This window comes from Bartonella sp. B10834G3, assembly GCF_016102505.1.
GTDB classification, from domain to species: domain Bacteria; phylum Pseudomonadota; class Alphaproteobacteria; order Rhizobiales; family Rhizobiaceae; genus Bartonella; species Bartonella choladocola.
Genome location: NZ_JACFOM010000002.1, coordinates 711,664 through 733,824, shown reverse-complemented (window position 1 = coordinate 733,824; position 22,161 = coordinate 711,664). Strand labels below are relative to the sequence as shown.

At 46.0% G+C, this 22,161-nt stretch carries 18 protein-coding genes and 1 tRNA gene; 7 read left to right on the top strand and 12 right to left on the bottom strand.

The window, feature by feature from the left end; genetic code table 11:
* Window positions 1-426: 426 nt before the first annotated feature.
* Together H3S94_RS08640 and H3S94_RS08635 are read left to right on the top strand one after the other, a co-directional pair.
* The gene (locus tag H3S94_RS08640; protein ID WP_246786449.1) at window positions 427-2,796 is read left to right on the top strand and encodes a mechanosensitive ion channel family protein; all 2,370 of its coding nucleotides are present in this window, start codon (window positions 427-429) and stop codon (window positions 2,794-2,796) included.
* Window positions 2,797-2,798: 2 nt separating this feature from the next.
* Window positions 2,799-3,065, top strand: a complete 267-nt coding sequence (locus H3S94_RS08635) for a hypothetical protein (RefSeq protein WP_198231267.1) — start codon at window positions 2,799-2,801, stop codon at window positions 3,063-3,065.
* 148 nt (window positions 3,066-3,213) lie between these two features.
* Here H3S94_RS08635 and H3S94_RS08630 read toward each other — a convergent pair.
* Window positions 3,214-3,300, bottom strand: a tRNA-Leu gene (locus H3S94_RS08630).
* Window positions 3,301-4,433: 1,133 nt separating this feature from the next.
* Between H3S94_RS08630 and ilvA the strand changes: the two genes are divergently transcribed.
* The 5 genes from ilvA to H3S94_RS08605 all read left to right on the top strand — a co-directional run bounded on the left by ilvA (window position 4,434) and on the right by H3S94_RS08605 (window position 10,372).
* Window positions 4,434-5,702, top strand: coding sequence for a threonine ammonia-lyase IlvA (gene ilvA, locus H3S94_RS08625; protein WP_077992619.1), 1,269 nt, complete (start codon window positions 4,434-4,436; stop codon window positions 5,700-5,702).
* Window positions 5,703-5,743: 41 nt separating this feature from the next.
* On the top strand, window positions 5,744-6,274 hold the full coding sequence (locus H3S94_RS08620) for a hypothetical protein (RefSeq protein ID WP_198231265.1): 531 nt from the start codon (window positions 5,744-5,746) through the stop codon (window positions 6,272-6,274).
* A gap of 766 nt (window positions 6,275-7,040) precedes the next feature.
* Window positions 7,041-8,591, top strand: coding sequence for a DEAD/DEAH box helicase (locus H3S94_RS08615; protein ID WP_246786448.1), 1,551 nt, complete (start codon window positions 7,041-7,043; stop codon window positions 8,589-8,591).
* A gap of 397 nt (window positions 8,592-8,988) precedes the next feature.
* On the top strand, window positions 8,989-9,849 hold the full coding sequence (sseA, locus tag H3S94_RS08610) for a 3-mercaptopyruvate sulfurtransferase (protein WP_198231263.1): 861 nt from the start codon (window positions 8,989-8,991) through the stop codon (window positions 9,847-9,849).
* 1 nt (window position 9,850) lies between these two features.
* Entirely contained in the window at window positions 9,851-10,372 is a 522-nt protein-coding gene (locus H3S94_RS08605) for an N-acetyltransferase (protein ID WP_198240788.1), read from the top strand.
* A 368-nt stretch (window positions 10,373-10,740) separates the two neighbouring features.
* On the opposite strand, the gene H3S94_RS08600 is transcribed toward H3S94_RS08605, so the two are convergent.
* The 11 genes from H3S94_RS08600 to H3S94_RS08555 all read right to left on the bottom strand — a co-directional run bounded on the left by H3S94_RS08600 (window position 10,741) and on the right by H3S94_RS08555 (window position 22,161).
* Window positions 10,741-11,457: an ABC transporter ATP-binding protein gene (locus tag H3S94_RS08600; protein ID WP_198240787.1), complete on the bottom strand. Its 717-nt coding sequence runs from the start codon at window positions 11,455-11,457 to the stop codon at window positions 10,741-10,743.
* The gene (locus H3S94_RS08595; RefSeq protein WP_077992609.1) at window positions 11,454-12,203 is read right to left on the bottom strand and encodes an ABC transporter ATP-binding protein; all 750 of its coding nucleotides are present in this window, start codon (window positions 12,201-12,203) and stop codon (window positions 11,454-11,456) included. The genes H3S94_RS08600 and H3S94_RS08595 overlap by 4 nt, the downstream gene beginning before the upstream one ends.
* Complete coding sequence (locus tag H3S94_RS08590; RefSeq protein WP_198240786.1) at window positions 12,200-13,189, bottom strand: branched-chain amino acid ABC transporter permease; 990 nt, start codon at window positions 13,187-13,189, stop codon at window positions 12,200-12,202. Before H3S94_RS08590 ends, H3S94_RS08595 begins: the two co-directional genes overlap by 4 nt.
* Window positions 13,190-14,053, bottom strand: coding sequence for a branched-chain amino acid ABC transporter permease (locus H3S94_RS08585; RefSeq protein WP_198240785.1), 864 nt, complete (start codon window positions 14,051-14,053; stop codon window positions 13,190-13,192). It abuts the gene before it with no gap.
* Window positions 14,054-14,076: 23 nt separating this feature from the next.
* Window positions 14,077-15,252: an ABC transporter substrate-binding protein gene (locus H3S94_RS08580; protein ID WP_198240784.1), complete on the bottom strand. Its 1,176-nt coding sequence runs from the start codon at window positions 15,250-15,252 to the stop codon at window positions 14,077-14,079.
* A gap of 43 nt (window positions 15,253-15,295) precedes the next feature.
* On the bottom strand, window positions 15,296-16,468 hold the full coding sequence (gene pobA, locus H3S94_RS08575) for a 4-hydroxybenzoate 3-monooxygenase (protein ID WP_198240783.1): 1,173 nt from the start codon (window positions 16,466-16,468) through the stop codon (window positions 15,296-15,298).
* Window positions 16,469-16,684: 216 nt separating this feature from the next.
* Window positions 16,685-17,728, bottom strand: a complete 1,044-nt coding sequence (locus H3S94_RS08570) for a 3-carboxy-cis,cis-muconate cycloisomerase (protein WP_198240782.1) — start codon at window positions 17,726-17,728, stop codon at window positions 16,685-16,687.
* Window positions 17,729-17,808: 80 nt separating this feature from the next.
* Complete coding sequence (locus tag H3S94_RS08565) at window positions 17,809-19,212, bottom strand: MFS transporter (RefSeq protein ID WP_198240781.1); 1,404 nt, start codon at window positions 19,210-19,212, stop codon at window positions 17,809-17,811.
* A 21-nt stretch (window positions 19,213-19,233) separates the two neighbouring features.
* Window positions 19,234-19,362 (bottom strand): hypothetical protein, encoded by a 129-nt coding sequence (locus tag H3S94_RS11995; protein ID WP_255520163.1) that lies wholly within the window; start codon window positions 19,360-19,362, stop codon window positions 19,234-19,236.
* Window positions 19,363-19,794: 432 nt separating this feature from the next.
* Complete coding sequence (locus H3S94_RS08560; protein WP_198240780.1) at window positions 19,795-20,412, bottom strand: NIPSNAP family protein; 618 nt, start codon at window positions 20,410-20,412, stop codon at window positions 19,795-19,797.
* A 15-nt stretch (window positions 20,413-20,427) separates the two neighbouring features.
* Window positions 20,428-22,161, bottom strand: a complete 1,734-nt coding sequence (locus H3S94_RS08555; protein WP_198240779.1) for an FAD-binding protein — start codon at window positions 22,159-22,161, stop codon at window positions 20,428-20,430.

Here is a 22,161-nt window from a genome sequence, read left to right as displayed (position 1 = left end):
AAGAGACCGGTTATTGCCAAAAATAATTGGCAAAGTTTCTTGTGGCGAGAACAAGTAATTTCAAACAGAGGCCGGAAATGTTGCGGATAATTGCCGAACCGGACGCGGACAACAACGCTAAACCCCTCCCGTCACGCGAAAGCGGTGCTGATAAAACATACCGCTTGTCTTTCATAAAACGTCCGGACAACGAATATTGCTTGTCGCGAAAATTGAAAATTTTGCATAGTGTTTGCATAGTGATTGAAATTCCCGCACGGTTTTAATGTTGCAAACGAAACGGCTTTCATTTGTCATAGTTTTGTATAAATCGTATAGGAAATAATAAACAATGGTTGAGTAGCTCGACACATATCTGCAAATTGCCTTTTTTGTGTCGAAACCTATATGCGCGATTCGTCAGTTTTCTAAAGAATGGGCAGTTCATTGAATTTTAAAGTTCTCATACGCAAGTTCTATTTTGTTTGTGCCGTGGCATTCTGGTTGCCTGTGCTGACGCTACCGGGCTTATCGGTTATTGGCGATGCTGCTGATGCGCAAACACCGGCAACGACAGATAATGTCGTTTTAAGTCCTGCAGACCTTGTCAAGCAACAACAAGCCGTGGTGAACGGTTATAAGGACCAGTTAAAGGAACTGTTGAAGAACTATGATGCAGGGCAGGATGACGATTCCGCATTGGCCGACATACGCAATAAGGCGCAGGATCTTACTGGAAAAATTGTCAACACTGCACTGCTTTTCCGTTCTCCGTTAAACGATATCAATTTGCGTCTGGATCAGTTGGGTGAACCTCAGGACGGGGTGACAGAAGCAAAAACCGTTACGGATGAAAGAAACAACCTCCGCCAACTGAAAGTCAAAATCAATACATTGGTCGGACAGCTTGAGGATTGTTCGATTGATTCCAACCGTCTGACCGAACGGGCTATCGCCCAGTCGAGAGAGCTTTTTGCCAGAACATTGACCCATAGAGTGGAGTTTTCTTCACCGCTTGGAACGCAAATTGCGCAATCGGCCAAAGATGCGGGTGTCGACTTTTTCTCGCTCATCTTTTCATGGTGGCAATTTGTTTATCAATTCAAACTGTTAGCACTATGTGTTAGCATTTTGATTCCGCTTTTTATTGCCTTTGTTCTCGCAATTTCCACACATAAATTGATCGGTCGCGTGAAACATCAAGCGACGAAAGAGGAAGAGGACACATCCTATTTAAAACGTTTGTCTTTTGCATTTGTCGCGATACTCGTCCCGACAATGATTTGCGCAATTTTTGTCATCCTCATTCTGATCTTTTTCCATTATCTTGGCATAAGTTGGCCCGATCTTGATCCGGTTTTCTATTCTGCAGCCGAAGTCGTCATGTTGGTGTTTTTCATCGCACGCATGTCGTTTGTCATTCTTTCCCCGAAGTTGCCCGAATTACGCCTGATGAATATCGCCCCCAAACCGGCGCGTTTGTTAATTATATTGTTGACATTATTGGCACTGGTTATGGCGCTCGATTATTTCATGAATGCTGTTTATCGGGCTGTTTCCGCGCCGCTTTCACTAGCTATTGCCAAGAGCTTTATTTCAGTTATCCTCGTTGGCATTATCATTCTGGCCATATCGTTTGTGCGGGCACGAACCAATCCCGATGATGACCTGAAAGTAACACACTGGCCGCTTTACATTCGCATTCCGCTTATCATTGTAGGGCTGATACCTATTTTGACTGCACTTGCCGGTTATGTGGGTATGGCGCGGTTTATTTCCCAACAAATTGTCGTTAGCGGTGCTTTCCTCGTTCTCATGTATCTGGGCATCCAGACCGCGCGTGCAACGGCGGAAGAAGGTGCGTTTGCAAAAACATTTATTGGACGCCGTCTCGTTCAACGTTTTAACATTGATGACAGCACAATGGATCAACTCGGTCTGGTTGCCGGTATCCTTCTCAACATCATTGTCATTGTCGTCTGCGTGCCGCCCATTATTATGCAATTGGGCTTTTCCGCTTCGGATATTTTTTCAGCCTTCGTCCATATCATGACCGGCTTCGAGATCGGAAACGTTTCCATTTCGCTCGTTGGCATTTCTATCGGCATCATTTTCTTCCTGATAAGCTGGTTTTTAATCCGCTGGTTTATCGGCTGGCTTGATGGAACGGTTCTCGCCCGCGGAAAAGTAGATTCGGGTGTAAGAAATTCCATTCGCACTGTTGTCGGTTATGGAGGTGTTGCACTTTCGGCTTTAATCGGCCTCTCGGCGGCGGGTTTCAACCTGAGCAGTCTGGCATTGATTGCCGGTGGTCTTTCACTTGGTATCGGCTTCGGACTTCAAAACATTGTCCAGAATTTTGTTTCAGGCCTTATCCTTCTGGCCGAACGCCCGTTCAAAGTCGGCGATTATGTCGAAACCGGTACAATTGTGGGAATTGTCAAACGTATCAGCGTTCGGGCGACAGAAGTTGAAACATTGAAGCGGCAAACCATAATCGTGCCGAATTCAAGCCTTATAAACAATAATGTCGGCAACTGGACACATCGCAATAAAATCGGTCGTGTTGATGTTACCTTTACTGTTCCTGCCATGTCGGATCCTGAACACATTGTTGAAGTATTGATGGATGTTGCCAATGCAACCGACGGAGTTTTGAAAAACCCTGGTCCATGGGTGAGCTTTTCAAGTTTCGATAGCAATAATTTCAACTTTACTTTGGCAATTTATGTGCCTGATATAACGTCGACAATCGGCGTTACAAACAAGGTTCGCTTTCAGGCCTATAAACGGTTTTCCGACGAGGGGATTACGTGATTATGAAAAAATATTTGCTTGCAATTATTGCTTTTGCCTCTTTCGCGTCGCATGAAGGTTTGGCGGCAACGATAAAAAATACAGATCAGAAAACACAATCTCTTGTGGTTGCCGAAGGAAGTTCGCGTCGCGATGTTTCATTGAAAGCCGATCAGACAGTCGATATTTGTCCGAAAGGATGTTTTGTGACCTTCCCGAATGGTGACAGGTTTGCGATCAAGGCAACAGATACGATTGAAATCAACGGAAGCCGGGCAAGTTTCAAATAACCTGTTCGGAGTTTCAGGCTGATAGTTTTGTAAATAGCTGTCATACTGTTTCCGCTGGCATAAGCGGCATTTTTCGCGAAATAAAATCGCGCAATAAAACCCGCAAAGCGATGTTCTAAACAATAGGAGCATAAGAACTTCAGGATAATGGTGCGGACGGCGGGACTTGAACCCGCATGATCTAAAGATCGAGGGATTTTAAGTCCCTAGCGTATACCAATTTCGCCACGTCCGCAGCACTTGCCCTTATAGGGAACGAATATTAAAAAGTGAAGCCAAAATTTTTATTAAAATCCGCTCATTCATGATAGCCACAACATTTTTCGTGCTAGCGCGATCATGCAATATTTTTTGTCTTCCGATCAAAAAAAGCATAAGACATGTTTATAATGTTTTATTCCTTTTACTAAAGGTGATCGCTCGCAATAAAACCTGATAAACAATAAATCCCGATAATATGTTTTATTAATAAAAGCGACAAATGACGTGGATGTTGAATTGCTCTTCTCTCTGTTGTCCGGCGTGAGCAAAGCGCTTTTATGAATGCGAGCTTCTTTATCAAGGAACTGGAAAAATAAAGTCATACAAGACCACTATTCCAAATTTATTCAGGTAAAGCCGCAAGCAATCGGGAATATTTATGCGGAATAATTGGGAAAAATAAAATGACGGGACAAATTCCCGTTCAATATTTTATCGGAAACATATTTTTGGGGGAATGAAAGGGGAAGATCATTCCAAAATGATTCCGTCTGACGGGAAAAGCACGAAAGATAGTTCAAAATAATAAATCGGTTATTTGATAAAGTTTTAACAATACAAGATAAGATTAACGCAGTTTCCATGACATTTTCAGGAAACTTTGCTGATCTTGACCGGATTTTCCGAACTTATCAGGAGCAAAGTTTACGTGTGTATAATTTTGAAAAACACGTCATTCGGTGCAAAGTATCAAAATGGTTTTTCTTTAAAAGGGGAGTGTGGCTTGTTGAAAGTGTTAGCGCAACGTTAAAATAGCTTGGGCTTTGCTGCGGCATAGCGAACAATTAATCTGATAAACGCGATCATATGAATTGTGACTTGGAGCAAGCCGGTTTTATGAGCTGTTGACGGTCGCGAAAAAAGCCATTCACGATCGCAGCCGCTCGGCACCGTTTATTTTCGACTTTGTTAACATGTCGCGGACGTTTTTATCGCGCCAATTTCAAACAGCGGGTTTCTGTTTTACGATAAACAATTTGTGTCTCCGGCCTATTGGACCGCGAATTTTTGTTGAATATAATTGTGTTTGTTCTAATCTGGCGCAATCGGCTTTTGGAGACAAATAAAGCCGGCTCGAATTATATGGAATAGAAAGCATTTTATATCATGAGTGAATTTGTTCAGGACGTGGCAAAAGCTGCGAAAGCTTTGCGCAGTCTTTTTGATGAGACCCCGCTTCAGCGGAACGAGTATCTAAGCCAAAAATATGATGCAGAAATTTACCTCAAGCGTGAGGATCTGACACCGGTTCGTTCCTATAAAATTCGTGGTGCTTTCAATTTCATTTCGCAAATGCTCGATAAGGTCGCACCGGAAGCAGCTTTTGTTTGCGCTTCTGCCGGCAATCACGCTCAAGGTTTGGCTTTTGCCTGCCACCATTTCAAACGCAAGGGCGTCATTTTTATGCCGGTGACAACCCCCCAACAGAAGATTGATAAAACACGCACATTCGGTGGCGAATTTATTGAAATTCGCATGATCGGTGACACATTCGATCAATGTTATGCAGCCGCACGAGCATTTGTTGCAGAAGGGGGCGGGGTTATGGCACCGCCTTTTGATGATATGCGGATCGTAACCGGACAAGCGACAGTCATGTATGAAGCTGCTAAACAATGGCAAGAGCTTGTCGGTGATGAAAAGCCGGATCTGGTCATTATTCCGGTCGGTGGCGGCGGGCTTGCCAGTGGTATCAGCCATTTCATCCATGAAAGCGGTTGGACAAAAACCCATATCCGTTTTGCAGAACCGGAAGGAGCAGCGAGCCTCTATACCAGCCTCAAAGAAGGTAAGCGCGTCAAACTGGAAGATGTTGATACATTTGTCGATGGCGCGGCTGTTGCGCAGATCGGTGAACTGAACTTCAAGATGCTGAAGAAGTTTTCGCCTTATGATGTGTTGATCGTTCCGGAAAACCGTTTAAGTGCAACAATGATTGAAATGCTCAATGTAGAAGGCATTGTGCTTGAACCGGCTGGCGGTCTTTCAATTGATGCATTGAAGAGTATTTCTCCGCAGGATTTGAAGGGCAAAAAAATTCTGCTTATCGTTTCGGGTGGCAATTTCGATTTTGAACGTTTGCCGGAAGTGAAAGAACGCGCCTTACGCTATCAAGGATTGAAAAAATATTTTATTTTCCGTTTTCCGCAACGCCCTGGGGCATTGCGCGGTTTTCTTGACCAGTTGGGGCCGGATGATGATGTTGCGCGCTTTGAATATTTGAAAAAATCGGCGCGTAACTTCGGTTCTGTTCTCATTGCTATCGAAACCAAGCGGTTCGAGAATTTTGCTGTTCTTGAAACAAAGTTCAAAGAGCTGGGCTGGGCCTATCGTGATATTACCAATGACCGGGTGTTGTTTGATTATATCATCTAGTTGAAAGCGACAATTATATCGAATCTTGAAGGTTGTTTCCAATGAAGTTTGTTTCTTTACTGTTTCTTGGTTTTGCTTTGTTTTTGTCAGGCACGGGAATGTCCGGTGCGGCAGAACCCAATTCTATCCAGAAAGCCGAACTTGATGGCCTTGTTGCGGAAATCAATAATGCAGCACAACGGAAAGATTTGAACTTCATTGCCAATAATATGCCTGAACGCCTTTTCAAGGAGATGGCGCTCAGGCTGAAGACCGATGAACAAACGCTCAAGCAAAATTTTGTCAAACAACTGGATAGCCAGTTTTCTAATCTTTCGGCTGGCGGCTATCGTCTTGACGGGGAAAAAATAGAATACCGGCAGACTGCAACCGGCATTCCTTATGCGCTCATACCAACGCATATCGAAACAAAAGATACTATTGCCGAATATCCTACACTGGCAATTCTTGATAACACCAAATGGCATCTCATCTATGGTGGTCAGAAGACGGTACAAAATCCGGTATTTCTGGAAATTTATCCGGACTATCAGGACGTAAACATTCCGCAGGAAAAAATTACCCGTAAATAGGAATTTTTCGCGCCTATTTCAAAACGTTCAAGGCGGGCGTTCCTCGCGTGTTGGTCATAAGCCAACTTTTTAAACTCGCTAATCAATATTGCCAGAATCCGGTTCGCATTGCCGACAAATACACTCAAAGTGAAGCCAAAGGCGACCGCGTTTGAAGAGCAAAAAGCCTTTACGCCTGCGGGCGAGTTCTATTTTCAATTCTTCGGCCATTGGATGCGCTTCAAGGTCAGCTCGACCTTCATCGGATTGACTGACTGAAACGCGGTAAACGCTTTATAAATCGGGCTGATAGCTGTTTGCGATAGGCAGCCGGCATAAATTGAACCCACTCCGTTTTCTGATAGGCAGTGAGCTGCTTATATGTATTTTTGTTCCCGTCGATGAAGCCCTCGTAAGTCATGCAGGTCTATGCAGGTCTATGCAAGGCATACGGGCTTCACAGGTCGTACATGTCTTCACAAATTATACAGGGCATCATAAGGCGCGAAGAAAAATGGTTTAACATCACGGAAACCGGTTGCATTTCAGACGGTATTGAACGATAAGGTCGCTCGTGATGCTTGGGTTGGATTGCCAACTTTCTATTTAAGGGACTTTGTAGCATCATTCATCCCGGTTCGGGGTGTTCATTGGTCGCGCAAGTCGCTGCGAGGTTTATCCCCAAGCGTTTCGTCCTTGGTTTTGATTGTTCTGATTTTCCTGTTGCGCGGAAGTTTCGGATTTTACATAGCCTGCCTGTGAAAAGCTGGCAGGGAAAGATTTTATTTTGAAAACACAAAATTCAAATGCCTTCGAGGCATTGGGTGTATCGCCTGTTCTTGCCAAAAATTTGCTGAAAGCCGGTATGACCGAGCCGAAACCTATTCAGGAACAGGCCATTCCTTCCATGCTTGCAGATTGTGACCTGTTGGGCATTGCCCAGACCGGTTCTGGCAAGACACTGGCTTTCGGCTTGCCGATTTTGACGAAGATTCTTGCGCTGGGCGACAAACGCCGCCCGAAAACCGCTCGTGCGTTGATCTTGGCTCCCACGCGTGAACTTGCTGTACAGATTGAAGAAGCCATTCACATGGTCGCCAAAGGTACACATCTTTCCACCGCTCTCATTCTTGGCGGTGTATCGAGAAATTCCCAGATCAGGCGCATGGCACAAGGCGTTGATGTTCTTATTGCAACGCCCGGCCGGCTTATGGATCTGGTGCGTGAAAAATGTGTCGATCTGTCGAAGACGGATTATCTCGTTCTGGATGAAGCTGACCGTATGTTGGATATGGGCTTTATCAAGGATGTGCGTGAAATCGCCAAGCTAGTCGCGAAAGGTCGCCAAACGGCACTATTTTCTGCGACAATGCCGAAAGAGATTGAAAAACTGGCAGAGACGCTTCTTCATGACCCCGTCCATGTAGAAGTCGCCCGACAGGGGACAACAGCGGCAGAAATCAATCAGGTTCTTCATAACGTCAACCGGCGCGACAAGAAAGATGTTCTCAATAAACTTCTGACCAATCCGGCCTTAAGTTCGGTGATTGTGTTTACACGCACTAAACACGGGGCAGATGCTGTGACAAGAAACCTTGCAAAAACCGGTTATTCGGTTGCTGCAATTCACGGAAACAAATCGCAAAATGCACGTCAAAAAGCATTAAAAGGTTTTCGTGATGGCACAGTGCGGGTACTTGTCGCGACCGATATTGCCGCGCGGGGCATTGATGTGCCCGGTATCAGCCATGTTATCAATTACGAGCTGCCGGATGAAGCGGAAAGCTATGTACACAGAATTGGCCGAACCGGTCGTAACGGTGCACATGGCGAAGCAATTACGCTTTACGATGAAGCGATCGAGAGTGCACGGCTGAAAGCGGTTGAACGTGTCATTCGTATGAAATTGCCGCGTGAAGATGTGCCGCCTCAATTCGGACCTTTACCGGAAAAACCGCACAACGACCATGGGCATAATGAACAGAACAGGGCTGATAATGCTGCCGACGGGCGTCGCGAAAACAACCGGACACATCGGCGCAAGCGCGTTTTGCGGAAAACTGCCGACGAGACGCGCATGTTCGCAAATGATTTCGATAACGGGGCTGGCGATAAGGAAGCAACAAGCAGAGAAGAGAGCCACAGATCCTTAAAAAGAAGCCGTAAAAATTTCGGCAGCAGGAATAATGCCAAGCGCAATCGCGACTTTGATGGCGCAAAAACCGGATCGGAAAAGTCGGATACGCGAAATAACAAACCGGCAAGCCCGAAAAGGAAAAAAACAGCCAGCCGTAAAAAGCCGGTGAGACTGAGAAAATCGGTAAGACGTGCAGCATGAGTTTGTCACGCAACTGTTGCCAAAACAGCCGCGCAAAAAGCTGATATTCTTAGCGTTTTAATCTGTTCAAAATGAAGCCCGAAGGCAAATTATAGCCTTTCGGGCTTTTTCATTTTCCTGAAAAAGTGAAAAAATAAAAGAATAAATGGATTTGATTGGCCGAACGGAACAGAGTTTCCTTGTCAGCAATATAGGGGAACACGTTTTAATGAATGGAAAAAACGGCCTGTCGGTTTTCGCGACATATAAAAATTAAAAAAAGCTATTTTTAAAACATTGAATTTCGGGAGATAGAACTTGCATAGGAGAAGGAGTCCGCTACTATATTCAGGAGTTTTTGAAAATATCGCTTTATGCGATGATCGTTTTTTAATATCAGGGAAGATCGAATTTTATTATGACTGACCATAGTGAATTTATTGTTTCGGACGATTGGTTGAAAGCGCGCCTCGGCGAACCGAACCTCTCGGTTCTGGATGCATCATGGTACTTGCCTGCCGCCAAGCGTAACGCACGCGAAGAATACGAGAAGTCGCATATACCGGGAGCCGTATTTTTCGATCATGATAAAGTCTGTGACGAAACATCGGGTCTTCCCCACACGCTACCAAGTCCGCAGAATTTTGCAGGCTTCGCTAGTGCGATGGGCGTCAATGCCGATGACATCATTGTCGTCTATGATAGTATCGGCTTTTTCTCGGCACCGCGGGCATGGTGGATGTTTCGGGTTATGGGGGCAAAAAATGTCTATGTCCTCGATGGTGGCTTCAGCAAATGGAAAGAAAAGCACTATCCTGTCACAAGTGAACCCACACAGGTCAAGAAAACCGTTTTCAAAGTTGATTTTGATGCGAATAAAGTTGTGCTCATTGACGAGATGCGCCAGCTTGTTGACGGTAAAACTTCCCAGATCGCCGACGCACGCAATCATAAAAGATTTTTGGGCGAAGAAGCCGAACCACGGCCGGGAATGCGTTCCGGTCATATGCCGGGTGCTCACAACATTCCTTTTTCGACTTTATCCGAAGATGGCAATTTCAAAGACTTGAGCAAGGTTAAAACAATTTTCAAGGATGCGGGCATTAACGTTGCCGCACCGGTTGTGACAACATGTGGTTCCGGTGTAACAGCAGCGGTATTGGCGTTGGCTCTTGAGTCATTAGGCAATCATAATGTAAGGCTTTACGATGGGTCATGGAGTGAATGGGGGTCTAAAAAAGATACGCCGGTTGTTACAGGCAATGATGGGGATAAATAATATGCCACATTTTCTCAATGCGCGCGTCACACATCTGGAAATGCACGAGCGACCGAACATAACCGTGCCGTCGCCGCTCAATATGCAGATTGCGATCATGCGTGCCTATCATATGCCGGTTCATTTCTATCGTTATCTTTATGAACAAATTGGCAAGGCGCATCACTGGAATGTACGCCGCAAGATGACCGATGATGCGTTGCGCGACCTCATACAGTCTGAAAATACCGTTATACATATTCTTTATGTTGATGGCTGTCCGGCAGGATTTGCAGAAACAAATCTGAAAGAATTGCCGAAATCCGCCGAAATTGTCTATTTCGGCCTTGTTCCGGATTATCAGGGTAGGGGGTTATCCTATTTCTTTTTCAATGAAATTTTGCTTTCTGTGTGGGAAAAAAATCCTGACAAGGTGATTATACAAACCAATACATTGGATAGCCCGCGAGCCTTGCAGCTTTACCAGAAATGCGGCTTCTCGCCGGTGAGCTATAATGACGTTATGATCGAACGTTGGGACTGAGCATCCGGTTAGATGCGTCCGACTGTTATCACTCGGCTACAGCCCTCTATGGTGATGCCTACAACAAAACGGATTCATCCTGTTACTGTAATTCTACACCAGCCGGTTTATTTCGCGATTTGCGGCCTGGAAACGGGGCTTATAAAGGTTCACTGGTCGAATGATTATAGTAAGAGTGTTGATACTCTTCCAACATATTGATTTTTGGAATTATTTTTCATCAATTCCACGCTTTTCCTGCAATGGCTTCTTCTTACAGAGGCGAGAAGTGTATTTTTCTTACATAACGCTGCATTCCGAAACTTTTATAACCACGGTTTTCTGAAACTCATAATCACAGTTTGTCAAAACCGGCAGCGGTGGCAGAACTAGTGCAAACTTCCGACACCAAGCAATTGTTCGATAACATCATGTTGACCGGATAATTCAACAGGTGTGCCGGACCAGGCAATTCTTCCCCGTTCAAGAATGATTGCATGTTCGGCAAACTCTAATGCCGGTTCGATGCGTTGTTCGACGAGTAACACTGTCATGTCATGGGTTTTCCCCATTTGTGCAAAAGCGTGCATCAATTCTTCGCAGATGACGGGAGCCAAACCTTCCAACGGTTCGTCAAGGAGAAGAACTTTCGGCTGCCCCAGCATAGTGCGGGCGGTTGAAAGCATTTGTTGCTCTCCTCCGGAGAGTTGTCCGCCGAGGTTTTTCCGCCTTTCTTTCAACCGCGGAAACATAGCGTAAGCTTCCTCGATTGCCGATACAGGACGTTTTTTCAAACCGGTCATGAGATTTTCTTCAACAGTCAGAGTTGGAAAAATATCACGCGTTTGTGGAACATATCCAAGACCCGCCATGGCTCTTTCCGAGGTCGAAAAGCGCGTCACATCGGTGTCACCCAACATGATGCGCCCGCCCAGATAGCGTGTGAGGCCCGCGATTGAGGCAAATAACGTTGTTTTCCCCACGCCATTTCTTCCCAAAATGGCAAGACGGGAGCCTTTGTCCACGCTAAAGCTGACGTTCTCTATGACTTTCGTTGGCCCGTAACCGGCTTCAAGCTGCTCTATTTTCAACGATAATGCCGTCATTGCGCATAACTCCCCAAATAGGCAACGCGCACACGCGCATTGTTGACAACATCTTCCGGTGAACCGTCAAATATCACTGCACCTGCGGCAAGGACTATGACGCGGCTTGCAAATCTGAACACAAGATCCATGTCATGCTCGATCATGAGAACAGAAAGATCTTCCGGTAAACTGGCAAGAGCATCTTCAATGCGTCCGGTTTCACTTTGCGGTACACCGGCGGCCGGTTCATCCAATAGTAAAACTTTGGGGCGCAAAGCCAAAGCCAAAGCGATTTCAAGCAAGCGTTGTTGCCCATAGGCCAGATTGGCAACCTTTATCCTTGCGAGCGTTTGCAAGCCGAGCGTGGAAAGGATTTCATAGATTTCGTCCATAATATGGGACATGCGACGATAATTGCCAAATATATAGCGGGCTTTTCCTTCCACTTGTAATAATGCAAGCGCAATATGTTCTTCCGGAGTCATATCGCGGAACAAGCGGGTAATCTGGAAACTTCGCACCAGTCCTTTCCGTACGCGTGAAATTGCGTTTACAGACGTGATATTTTCGTTATCGAGAAAAACGCCGCCACTGTCAGGCCTGAGGTGACCGGTTACCAGATTGACGAAAGTTGTTTTGCCTGCACCATTGGGGCCAATCAATGCGACGCGATCGCCTTTAGCCAACCCCATTGAAACATTGTCTGTTACTGTCAAACCGCCAAAACTCTTTTTCAGGTTCGAGACCTCGAAAATCTTGCTCATTTTTCACTTCCCCTTATGCGGTTTAGCCATCGGGTGAAAAGTCCGAAAAGGCCTTTTGGTGCAAAAAGGACAACAACAATCAACAATATTCCGACAATCGACATCCAGTAAAACGGATTGATAGCGGAGATAATATTTTCAAACCAGAGGTAAGCAGCCGAACCTATGAGCGCACCATAGAGTGTTCCGGTTCCTCCGATAACAAGCATAACCAATGCTTCTGCCGACATTGTGAAGCTCAGACTGTCCAAACCGACCACCTCGGTGGAAATTGCGTTTAACGCTCCGCCAATACCGGCAACAGCACCGGAGATGATAAACATAACCATTTCATTCGACCGGACAGACGCTCCCATGGCTTCGATGCGGACAGGGTCCTCTTTGATGCCGCGACACAACATACCGAAAGGCGACTGCACAATGAGGTTAAGCAAAACGAGAACCACGACCAGCAAAGTGGCGGCATAGAAGAATGCTGTCACGCCCCACAAATCGAACTCGAACATACCGAAGAGGGGGCTTACCGTAATCCCCGAAAGGCCATCACTGCCGCCTGTCCATGACGATGCTTTGTTGGCAAATTCGTGAAATAGGTGAACCACGGCAATAGAGAGAACCAATTGCGCCAGACCTTTCGCCCGAAGGATAATCATTGCAGAAAAAAATCCTGCTATGGCACCTGCAAAGAGGCCTATGATTGTCATTAAAATCGGATCTGTTATGGAAAAGCGCACCGAAGCGATGCCGGCAGCATATGCACCGGCACCAAAAAGTGCGGCGTGGCCAAGTGTGGCTATTCCACAATAACCGGTTACCAGATCCAATGACAGGACGAGCAAAGCAATAGAGATAATCCGCGTGAAAAGTGCAAGATTATCGGGAAAGAAGAAATAAACCGCAGCGGTAACTAGCGCAATAACACCAATAGCCGATAGTATAGAACGGTCGCGGTTCGGGGTTGCTTGTAATATGGTTATATTCGACATTTATTTCATCCTGCCGGCTAGTCCGCGAGGAAACAGTGTAACAATGAAAATAACAGCAAAATAAAAGAAAAATTCACCGAATTCCGGCGCGATATATCGTCCGGTTGTGTCAATGACACCAAGTAACAGGCTGGAAAAAAGTGCGCCGGGAATGGAACCGGCGCCGCCGATGGAAACAACCACCAGAAATACAACCATATAACGCATCGCATAATAGGGGTCGAGCGGAAGGAGCTCGGAACCGATGATTCCACCCATTGCAGCAAGGCCAATAGCAATGGCGAAGCTTACCGCATAAATGATTTGCGTTCTTATTCCCAGAACTTGAGCCATATTGGCATTATCGACAGCAGCGCGTAATTTTATTCCGAAATTGGTTTTTTCGATAAGAAACCATAAGCCTGCTGCAACAACCATGCCGATGACGATGAGAAACAGACGTTGTTTCGGCAATGCACGAAAACCGATGTCGACCGCTCCGGTTAGAAAATCGGGTAAGGGAATGGTCTTCAACGTCGGACCTGCGACATAATTTGTCACTCCGATGACAAGAAAGGTGATGCCGATTGTCATTAACACCTGTGTGAGTTCCGGCGCGCCATAAATTTTGCGATAGAGAAACCGTTCGGCGGGAATGGCAATAAGAATTGTCAGAACAATTGCAAGGATCATTGCAACAAAGTAATGGAGCCTCAGTTCGGTAACGCCGTAAGAGGCTAGGTATCCCCCGATCATCGCAAAAGCACCATGCGCGAGATTAACCACGCGCATGAGGCCGAGCGTGACAGAAAGCCCGATGGAAATAATAAAAAGAACTGTTCCATAGGCAAAAGCGTCAATCGCAATGCTCGCTAAAGTTTCCATGAGTTCCTCCCGCAAAAACGCGTTTAATCGGCGTTTTTCAAGCCCGGATCACCTTGATGTTCAAAGGTGCGGATTTCTTTATTATAATAGGTTCCGTCTTCCGCTTTCGTCACTTCACGTAAATAGATGTTTTGTGTGATGTGGCGGGTTTTCGGGTCGATAGTCACCGGACCGCGGGGGCTCATCCAACTCATTCCTTTGACTGCTTCAACAGCTTTTTCCGCGTCTTTCTTGCCATTGGTCGCTTCAATCATTTTGTAAATGACATGTATCGCGTCATAAGCACCGACAGCTGTGAAATTCAGCTCTTCCGGTTTGCCGATCGCTTTTCTGGCGTGTTCGACAAAGGTTCGGTTTTCAGCAGAGTCATGTGATGTCGTGTAATGGAAAGTTGTAAGTGTACCAACCGCGTTTTCTCCTAAAGCCGGTAAATCGGCATCCTGCACGAGATCGCCCGGAGCAAAAAACCGGATATTGGCCGCCTTTACGCCATTATCGACATATGACTTCATAAAACTCAAAGTTGTCGGGCCTGCCGGTAAAAACGTAAAAACGCCTTCTGCTCCTGAATCTTTTATGCGTTGCATAACCGGACTGAAGTCATTGGTTGTCAGAGGGACACGAAGCGACTGAACGATTTTTCCACCGGCTTTTTCGTAGGCTTCTTTAAATGCGGTTTCAGCGTCGATACCGGGACCATAATCGGCAACCACTGTTGTTATTTTCTTCACCCCTTTGTCAAAGGCAACCTGTCCCAAGGGATATGAGACCTGCCATTGGGTGAAAGAAGTGCGCACAATAAAGGGACTTTGTGTCATAATCGTCGAGGTGGCGGCGTTCATGATGACCAAAGGCACATTGCCCTGTTTCAATAAGGGTGTCACTGCCATAGCATTGGGTGTGAAGAAAAAGCCGCCAATATATTGGACTTTTTCTTTAACAATCAATTCCTGCGCCAGAGACTTCGATTGAGCGGGGTCGGTGAGCGGCAAATCGCGATAGACAAACTGGATTTCGTGGTCACCAATTTTGGAGCCATGGTCGGCAACATAGGTATCAATTCCGGCTTTAAAATTTTTCCCCTGCAAAGCATAAGGGCCGGAAAAGGGGCCGATAATCCCGACTTTGATCGTATCGGCCGCCGCGCCGGATAATAAAAATCCGAAAAGAATGAGAAATGTGGTGATAAGTTTATTCATAATACCTCCCGAAATTATGATTCACCCGTTGATTTGCAGATTTTTAAAATGCCAGACCGGTATAGTTTTCGGCAAATACTTTTTGAGCCGATTGCGAAGAAACAAGATAATCGTATTCCGTACGCTGCATACGCTGGTCGAATGCACTGTAATCGGGAAAGCGATGTAACATCATTGTTGTCGCCCAGGAAAAACGTTCGGCTTTCCAGATACGAGCCAAGGCTTTTTGTGAATAGTGATCGATCCCGGCAGTCGATTTTTCGGTATAAAATTCAATCAATGCATGGGAAAGATAACGCACATCGCTTGCTGCAAGGTTAAGCCCTTTGGCGCCTGTTGGCGGAACAATGTGTCCGGCATCGCCAGCAAGAAACAGACGATCGAAGCGTAGAGGTTCAGCTACAAACGAGCGCAGCGGTGCGATGCTTTTTTCAAGACTGGGCCCTGTTTTCAATTTATCGGAGAGCGATTGGGGAATGCGGCGACGCAATTCGTCATAAAAGGCTTCATCAGTCCAATCTTCGACATGATCTGTCAGGGGAACCTGAATATAATAACGGCTTCTTGTCAACGAACGTTGCGAGCATAATGCGAAACCGCGCGGTGAATTCGAGTAGATAAGCTCGTCGTAAACCGGCGGTTGGTCGACCATAAGTCCCAACCAGCCGAACGGGTAAACGCGCTCGTATTCTTTAACATATTGAGATACAGTACGTCGGCTTACGCCATGGAAACCGTCGCAACCGGCAATAAAATCACATTCGATAATGTGCTTCTTTCCACCTTTATGATAGCTGACGACAGCCTTATTGCCCTGATATTGGTCGATCGTGACATCTTCCGCTTCATAGACGCTGGGTGCGCCCGATTCTTTGCGTTTGTCCATAAGATCGCGGGTTACTTCGGTTTGCCCGTAAACCATGACCGAGCTTGAGACCAGCGATTTGAAATCTATTCTGTGGCTATGCCCGTCAAAGGCCAGCATAACCCCGTGATGGACAAGCCCTTCGCTTTCCATGCGCTTTCCTGCACCGGCTTCGTTGATGAGCTCGCGGGCACCATTTTCGAGAATACCGGCACGAATGCGGCCAAGAACATATTCGGGAGTTTTGCGTTCCAGAATAATCGTTTCAATCCCCTGATTATGCAGAAGTTGTCCTAACAACAAACCTGCGGGGCCTGAACCGATGATTACGACTTGTGTTTTTTCCACCATTTTTCTCCTCCATTTTATGACTGGATCGTCATCTTCATAAAAAATATCAATGCACAATAAGAACAGCAGGGGGCGGGCAGAGGGTTAGCCGACAATCTCCGCTGCTATTTCTTTATTCCTCTGCGCGATTCCTCGGCGCGCCGTATAATTGCCCACTCGTTTACTCGATTGATCGTAAGCAGTCGTTTTCCCGCAATCTCCGCGCGATAGCGGCTATTAGGTTCTGACCTCCTGAAATGACATTGTTTCCAATAGCTTCCCCGTCTCTAACAAAGCTCCCCCCGATGTCACCGCCATTTGCGGTAAAACCAGCCATTCCAAGCTCCAGGCAGCGCCGGATCTTTCATTTTCATGGATGAGCGATTGTGCAATTGTGCCGAGAAGTCCGGCTTGCAGCCGCGCTATAGACACGAGAATTTCTGCCTTAACAGGATTGTTTTTATGAGGCATTGCAGAAGATGTTCCGCTTTTTGCCAGCGCGATTGCGTGAACTTCGTTTTGCGCCATTAAAACAATATCCTGCCCGATTTTTCCGAGTGTTCCGGCAATCAGACAGAATGTTTCGGCAATGTCGATAATCCGGCTACGGTCCGTCTGCCAGCTAATTCCATAATCGAGATCAAGCCTTTCAGCCATCAAGCGAACAATATCCCGACTTTTCGTGCCGAAATCGAAATTGTTGCCGATTGCTCCGCCGGTCTGAACAGTAAAAAAAGTCGACTGCGCGTGGGAGAGCCTCGATTGATTGGCTAAAAGTGCATTCATCCAGGTGGAAAGCTTGTCGGAAACGGTCATCGGACGGGCAATTTGCATGCGTGTATGTGCAATATAAGTTTGCTTTCCATAGCGCTTTGCCAAATCTTCAACTTGCTGAAGAACTATGCTTAAAGATTGTTCCAATCTTTTAAACACACGTTTTAACCTCAACATAAGTGCCGTGTCGACAATATCCTGACTTGTTGAACCTTTGTGGATTGACGTATCAAATGGCGCTCCCGCTTTTTGGCGAAGTTGTTTGACGAGTTCGGGAACGGGAACACCATCACGTTGCATCGCCTGTTTTATGGCCGCCACATCGGGCTGGAAACCGGCGTAGAGTTTTTCAAGATAGGTTCCATGTGCTTCGGGAATAAATCCGGTTTCTTTCTGGGCAAATGCCAAAGCCGCTTCGACATCGATCATAGACTGCAATTCGGCGTCGATCGAAAACAGTTTTGAAATTTCGGGGTCTTCAACCAGACAATCAATCAGTTTTTCCAAAATTGCACACTCCAAATAACTCTGATTTTTAAATCGAATGTTACGTCATCCAAGCATCGAAAAGAATATGACACGACTATTCATTCGGTCGTTGCAATGGTATGGAGAACGGAATTCTTCCGCGAGCGATGATATTCGTCGAAAGGTACCGGATGCGCATCCGGCTTACCAAGATCTTCGACGCGAATTCGATAAGTCTCTCGCGATAGAAAGGCTGCACATGCCGCGATACAAGTCACTGCAAAACCTGCCAAACCGATGGTAAGAGGAATATTGTGGGCACCCGGAGGAGCAATAATAGCAAACACCGATGCCAGAAGTGACGAGATCGGAACGCCGATATTATTGGAAATAGCCACGGCTGTTACACGTACTTCAGCAGGAAATAATTCCGGATAATAACAAGGATAGACAGCGTTGAAGCATTGGAAGATGAGACCCCATCCGACAATAGCATATATGATTGCCATGAAAACGTCGTGCTGGCTGATTGCCACGAGAAAAAAATAGCACATCGCACCCGATCCCAACAATCCGAAGATCGCCACAGGACGTCGGCCGATCCGGTCGGAAAGCATTCCGACGAATGGACTGATGATGACAGCTACGACATTTGCCAATAATGTAATCCAGAGAAAGGATTGCTTCTCGATATTGATGCCATAGGCTGCCTGTGTAGCATAAGCGCCACCAAAAACCGTGATAACGACCGGAACCACATTGTTCAGCGACATCAAGCTGACTTTTACCATATCCTTCCAATGGTACCGGATAGCATTATGAATCGGTGCGCGAACTTTATGGTGTTCTTTTTCGGCTTCGGTGAAAATCTTTGTTTCACTGACATGGCGACGGATGAGCAAACCCGCAATAATGAGCAAGACAGAAAGAAGAAACGGTACGCGCCATCCCCATGACATGAAGGCATCATTTGAAAGGAACGAAGCGAAGGGAATAAATATACCGGCAGCCAATAATTGACCAAAGCTTATACCTTGTTGTGCAAAGCTTGCATAAAAGTTTCGTTGTCCCAGCGGAGCCTGTTCGAGAATGAGTGATCCGGCTCCCGACATTTCACCTGCAACCGCGAAACCTTGAACAAGTCTCAAGAATACAAGTAAAATAGGTGCGAGAATGCCGACCTGCTGATAGGTTGGTAGTAAACCGACACCGATAGTGGATATTCCCATTAAAAACATACAGAGAATGAGCACACTTTTCCGCCCGAAACGATCTCCCCATTGTCCAAGATAAAAAGCCCCGACAGGACGTGCTACATAGCCAACACCGTAAGTGGCCAATGACGCAATGATGCCGATTGTAGGATTTCCGGTAGGGAAAAAAAGTGTTGGAAATACGAAGGATGCAGCCATCGCATAAATAAAAAAATCATAATATTCAAGTGTCGAACCGATCCAACCGCTCGCTGCGGCCTTTCGGGATTCTTTTTTCTGATTTTCTCTGTGTTCGGCTATAACAACCATTATGGTCCTCCCGCCATCCTGTTACACAATAACCCCGTCAAACTTTACTTCCTCCAGAAGTTCTTGAATGAAGTTGACAGAAGTTGTTTCTCCCCCTGTTGCGACATATTTGCCCTTGACGCCTCCATCCAGCGTAAAGGATTCCTCCATCAAGTCGCCGCAAACAGTGCTAAAAAACATAACCAATAAAATAAATAAAGTCAAAAAATAATTATAATATATAACTGATAGGTTATATATTATAGAAATTTAGTTATATATTTTGTGTCAAGTCATGAGTTGATAGCGCCGGTCAAACCAGCCGGTTTATCGAAAGGCAATTGCAAACCGGTCGGATAATCTAAATTATGAAAAAACAATTGAATATAAGCTATGGAGAATTTGTTATATAATTCAATAATTTAAAATATATTTTTAAACGGGATACATGTTCATAATTTTCAGAAACAAAATAGTATTAATTGAAGGAAGATATGGGACATGAAAAGAATATATATTAATTATTTTTATAATATATCGATAAAGAAACTGCCGGAAACATTCCGACAGTTTGTGGCTTTGAAACGAAGTGATAAAAAGGCCTCAGGAGAGGGGGGAAATCGGCAGCGGAACAATTAACGAAGAGCGCATATCGGATGTTAGCCAATCGGGGCCGCCTTTCGGGGGCCAGACAGACTTTGCAACAGATTGGGCGCGTAGTTCAAAGCGTTCATTGGGGGTTTTATATGGCCATATATGGGTAATGCGTGGTCTTCCATCCAGACTATACAAAGCAATTGTCAAAGGTGAAATTTTTTCCCGTTCGGGCACAGCGTCTTCCCATGCTTTCAGAATATGAGGCAGCCCCCCGTGCTTATAGACGTAACTGCGCAATTCATAAATCGGACCGAATGCTCCGGTTTCAACCGGCTTTAAAAATGGAAACGGACTATAGGTTTCAAGGGTAAGCTCGCTCATCCATTCAGATGCACCGAACGGGTTGGATGAAGTCAGTGTACGCTTGCGCTCGGATGCGAGGTCGCTTTCATTGGCAAAGCCACGCAATAAAATAACCTGATTTAACGGTCCTACCTCTGTTGTGAAGGCGCCCAGAAGCTTACCTTTTGCGTCATTTTCGTTACAAAAAGCTTGAATTGCAGGAGCGGCTTTTCCGGCAGCTCCCATTGAAAGTTGTAAAGTGGCGATTTCGTAGCGTTGCATATTAAACCTTTCTTTTTAAGTCATTGATGAAGGTAGTTTTCCGGCAATATATTTTGCAATCCGCCAACCGAAAACGATTGCCGGACCTATTGTTGTTCCGGGACCCGGATAGGTCCCCCTGAATATCGAACTCGCATCGTTACCACATGCAAAAAGTCCATCAATCACGTTATTATGGTCGTCAATGACGCGGCCATATTCGTCGCAATCAAGGCCGGCGGAACTGGCGAGATCAAATGGCCGGACCTCGACCGCGTAAAAAGGTGCTTTTCCAATTGTGCCCATACAGGGATTGGGGGAATATGCGGCATCGCCGTTGAAACGGTTCATTGTGCTTGTTCCACGCCCGAAATCCGCATCATTGCCGGTTTCTGCAAATTTATTGTATCGTGCCACGGTTTTTTGCAAATTGTCGGCATTAATACCGAGTTTTTTAGCCAGACTTGCCAAATCATCCGCTTTTTTAATGTAGCCCTTTTTCAAATATGCATTAAGACCAACACCATTTGGTAAGACAAGGCCAAGACCATATTTATGAATGAAGTCATCATCAACAATGAGGAATGCCGGAATAGAGGGAACTTGCCCGCTGCTTTTTATCGCTCCCATGCAGAAGTCGTGATAACTGTTGGATTCATTAACAAATCTTTCGCCATCCCTGTTGACGGCAAGAAGGCCGGGCTTTGCTCTATCAAGAATGATGTGCGGCCATACGAGCAACTCCCCATTTACATCTTGATAAAAAGAGCAGGGCATCCATAGCGCCGGACTATCTCCGGATGCATTAAGTTTTGCCCCTATATCCATGGCCGAATGAACACCGTCACCGGTGTTGCTTCGGGGAGCAAGGCAATTCTCTTTTGTTCCTTCCGGATAAAGCAAGTCACGCAGATGCCGGTTCCACGCAATTCCTCCTGTTGCCAAAACAACACCTTTTCGGGCAAAGATTTTTCGTTTTCCCGAAGGGCTATCGACTTCCGCACCAATGATCTTTCCGTTGTCTATTATGAGTTTTGTCAATGGTGTGTCGAATTCGATATTCACATTATTCTTTTTCAAACTATAAAACAGTTGGCCAACCAAAGCGTTGCCCATCAGAATGCGCGTGCCACGCGCATAGGAAAGACGATCTTTAAAATAACGTAATACGATTTTCATTGTCGTGATGAAATTATTCAGGCTCGAAAACCGGTTCAGGATTTTCAATAATTCGTCGCGTCCGACCATCATTCCGCCAAGCCCCATGAAGACCGACCTTGGCGGTCGAATACGCTTGAAATCTTTACCGAGAAGGCGTCCGTCAAATGCCGTTGGTGATAGTGCCCGTCCACCAAAAGCACCGCCTTCGGCCTCTATATAGTCAGGGTGTGCTTTTGCAGCGACAAACCTGACATCGGTTTTTTTTGTCAATTCGTCAATAGCTGCCGGGCCGGACTTTAAAAATGCTTCCCGTTGGGCATTTCCGCCGCGATTGCCGACGACGTGATCTAAAAATTTCCGTGCATCTTCTACATGGTCAGGAACGCCTGCCTCGACGCTCAAACGGGTTCCCGGTACCCAGGTGGTACCACCGGACGTGGCTGTAATGCCGCCTACCTGACCGGTTTTCTCGCATAAAAGCACGTCGAGCCCTTCCAGTTTTGCTATGAGCGCGGCCGTCATTCCGGCAGCGCCAGCGCCAAAAACCAGAATATCGACGGTCTGTGGTGGCGTTGCGTTTCGGGTTTCGGGAAGAGAGTGATCGAGCAT

Coding starts and splice junctions, on each gene's coding strand:
- H3S94_RS08635 (WP_198231267.1), top strand. CDS start 2,799: ATGAAAAAATATTTGCTTGCAATTATTGCTTTTGCCTCTTTCGCGTCG.
- ilvA (WP_077992619.1), top strand. CDS start 4,434: ATGAGTGAATTTGTTCAGGACGTGGCAAAAGCTGCGAAAGCTTTGCGC.
- H3S94_RS08620 (WP_198231265.1), top strand. CDS start 5,744: ATGAAGTTTGTTTCTTTACTGTTTCTTGGTTTTGCTTTGTTTTTGTCA.
- sseA (WP_198231263.1), top strand. CDS start 8,989: ATGACTGACCATAGTGAATTTATTGTTTCGGACGATTGGTTGAAAGCG.
- H3S94_RS08605 (WP_198240788.1), top strand. CDS start 9,851: ATGCCACATTTTCTCAATGCGCGCGTCACACATCTGGAAATGCACGAG.
- H3S94_RS08600 (WP_198240787.1), bottom strand. CDS start 11,457: ATGACGGCATTATCGTTGAAAATAGAGCAGCTTGAAGCCGGTTACGGG.
- H3S94_RS08595 (WP_077992609.1), bottom strand. CDS start 12,203: ATGAGCAAGATTTTCGAGGTCTCGAACCTGAAAAAGAGTTTTGGCGGT.
- H3S94_RS08590 (WP_198240786.1), bottom strand. CDS start 13,189: ATGTCGAATATAACCATATTACAAGCAACCCCGAACCGCGACCGTTCT.
- H3S94_RS08585 (WP_198240785.1), bottom strand. CDS start 14,053: ATGGAAACTTTAGCGAGCATTGCGATTGACGCTTTTGCCTATGGAACA.
- H3S94_RS08580 (WP_198240784.1), bottom strand. CDS start 15,252: ATGAATAAACTTATCACCACATTTCTCATTCTTTTCGGATTTTTATTA.
- pobA (WP_198240783.1), bottom strand. CDS start 16,468: ATGGTGGAAAAAACACAAGTCGTAATCATCGGTTCAGGCCCCGCAGGT.
- H3S94_RS08565 (WP_198240781.1), bottom strand. CDS start 19,212: ATGGTTGTTATAGCCGAACACAGAGAAAATCAGAAAAAAGAATCCCGA.
- H3S94_RS11995 (WP_255520163.1), bottom strand. CDS start 19,362: ATGGAGGAATCCTTTACGCTGGATGGAGGCGTCAAGGGCAAATATGTC.
- H3S94_RS08560 (WP_198240780.1), bottom strand. CDS start 20,412: ATGCAACGCTACGAAATCGCCACTTTACAACTTTCAATGGGAGCTGCC.
- H3S94_RS08555 (WP_198240779.1), bottom strand. CDS start 22,161: ATGCTCGATCACTCTCTTCCCGAAACCCGAAACGCAACGCCACCACAG.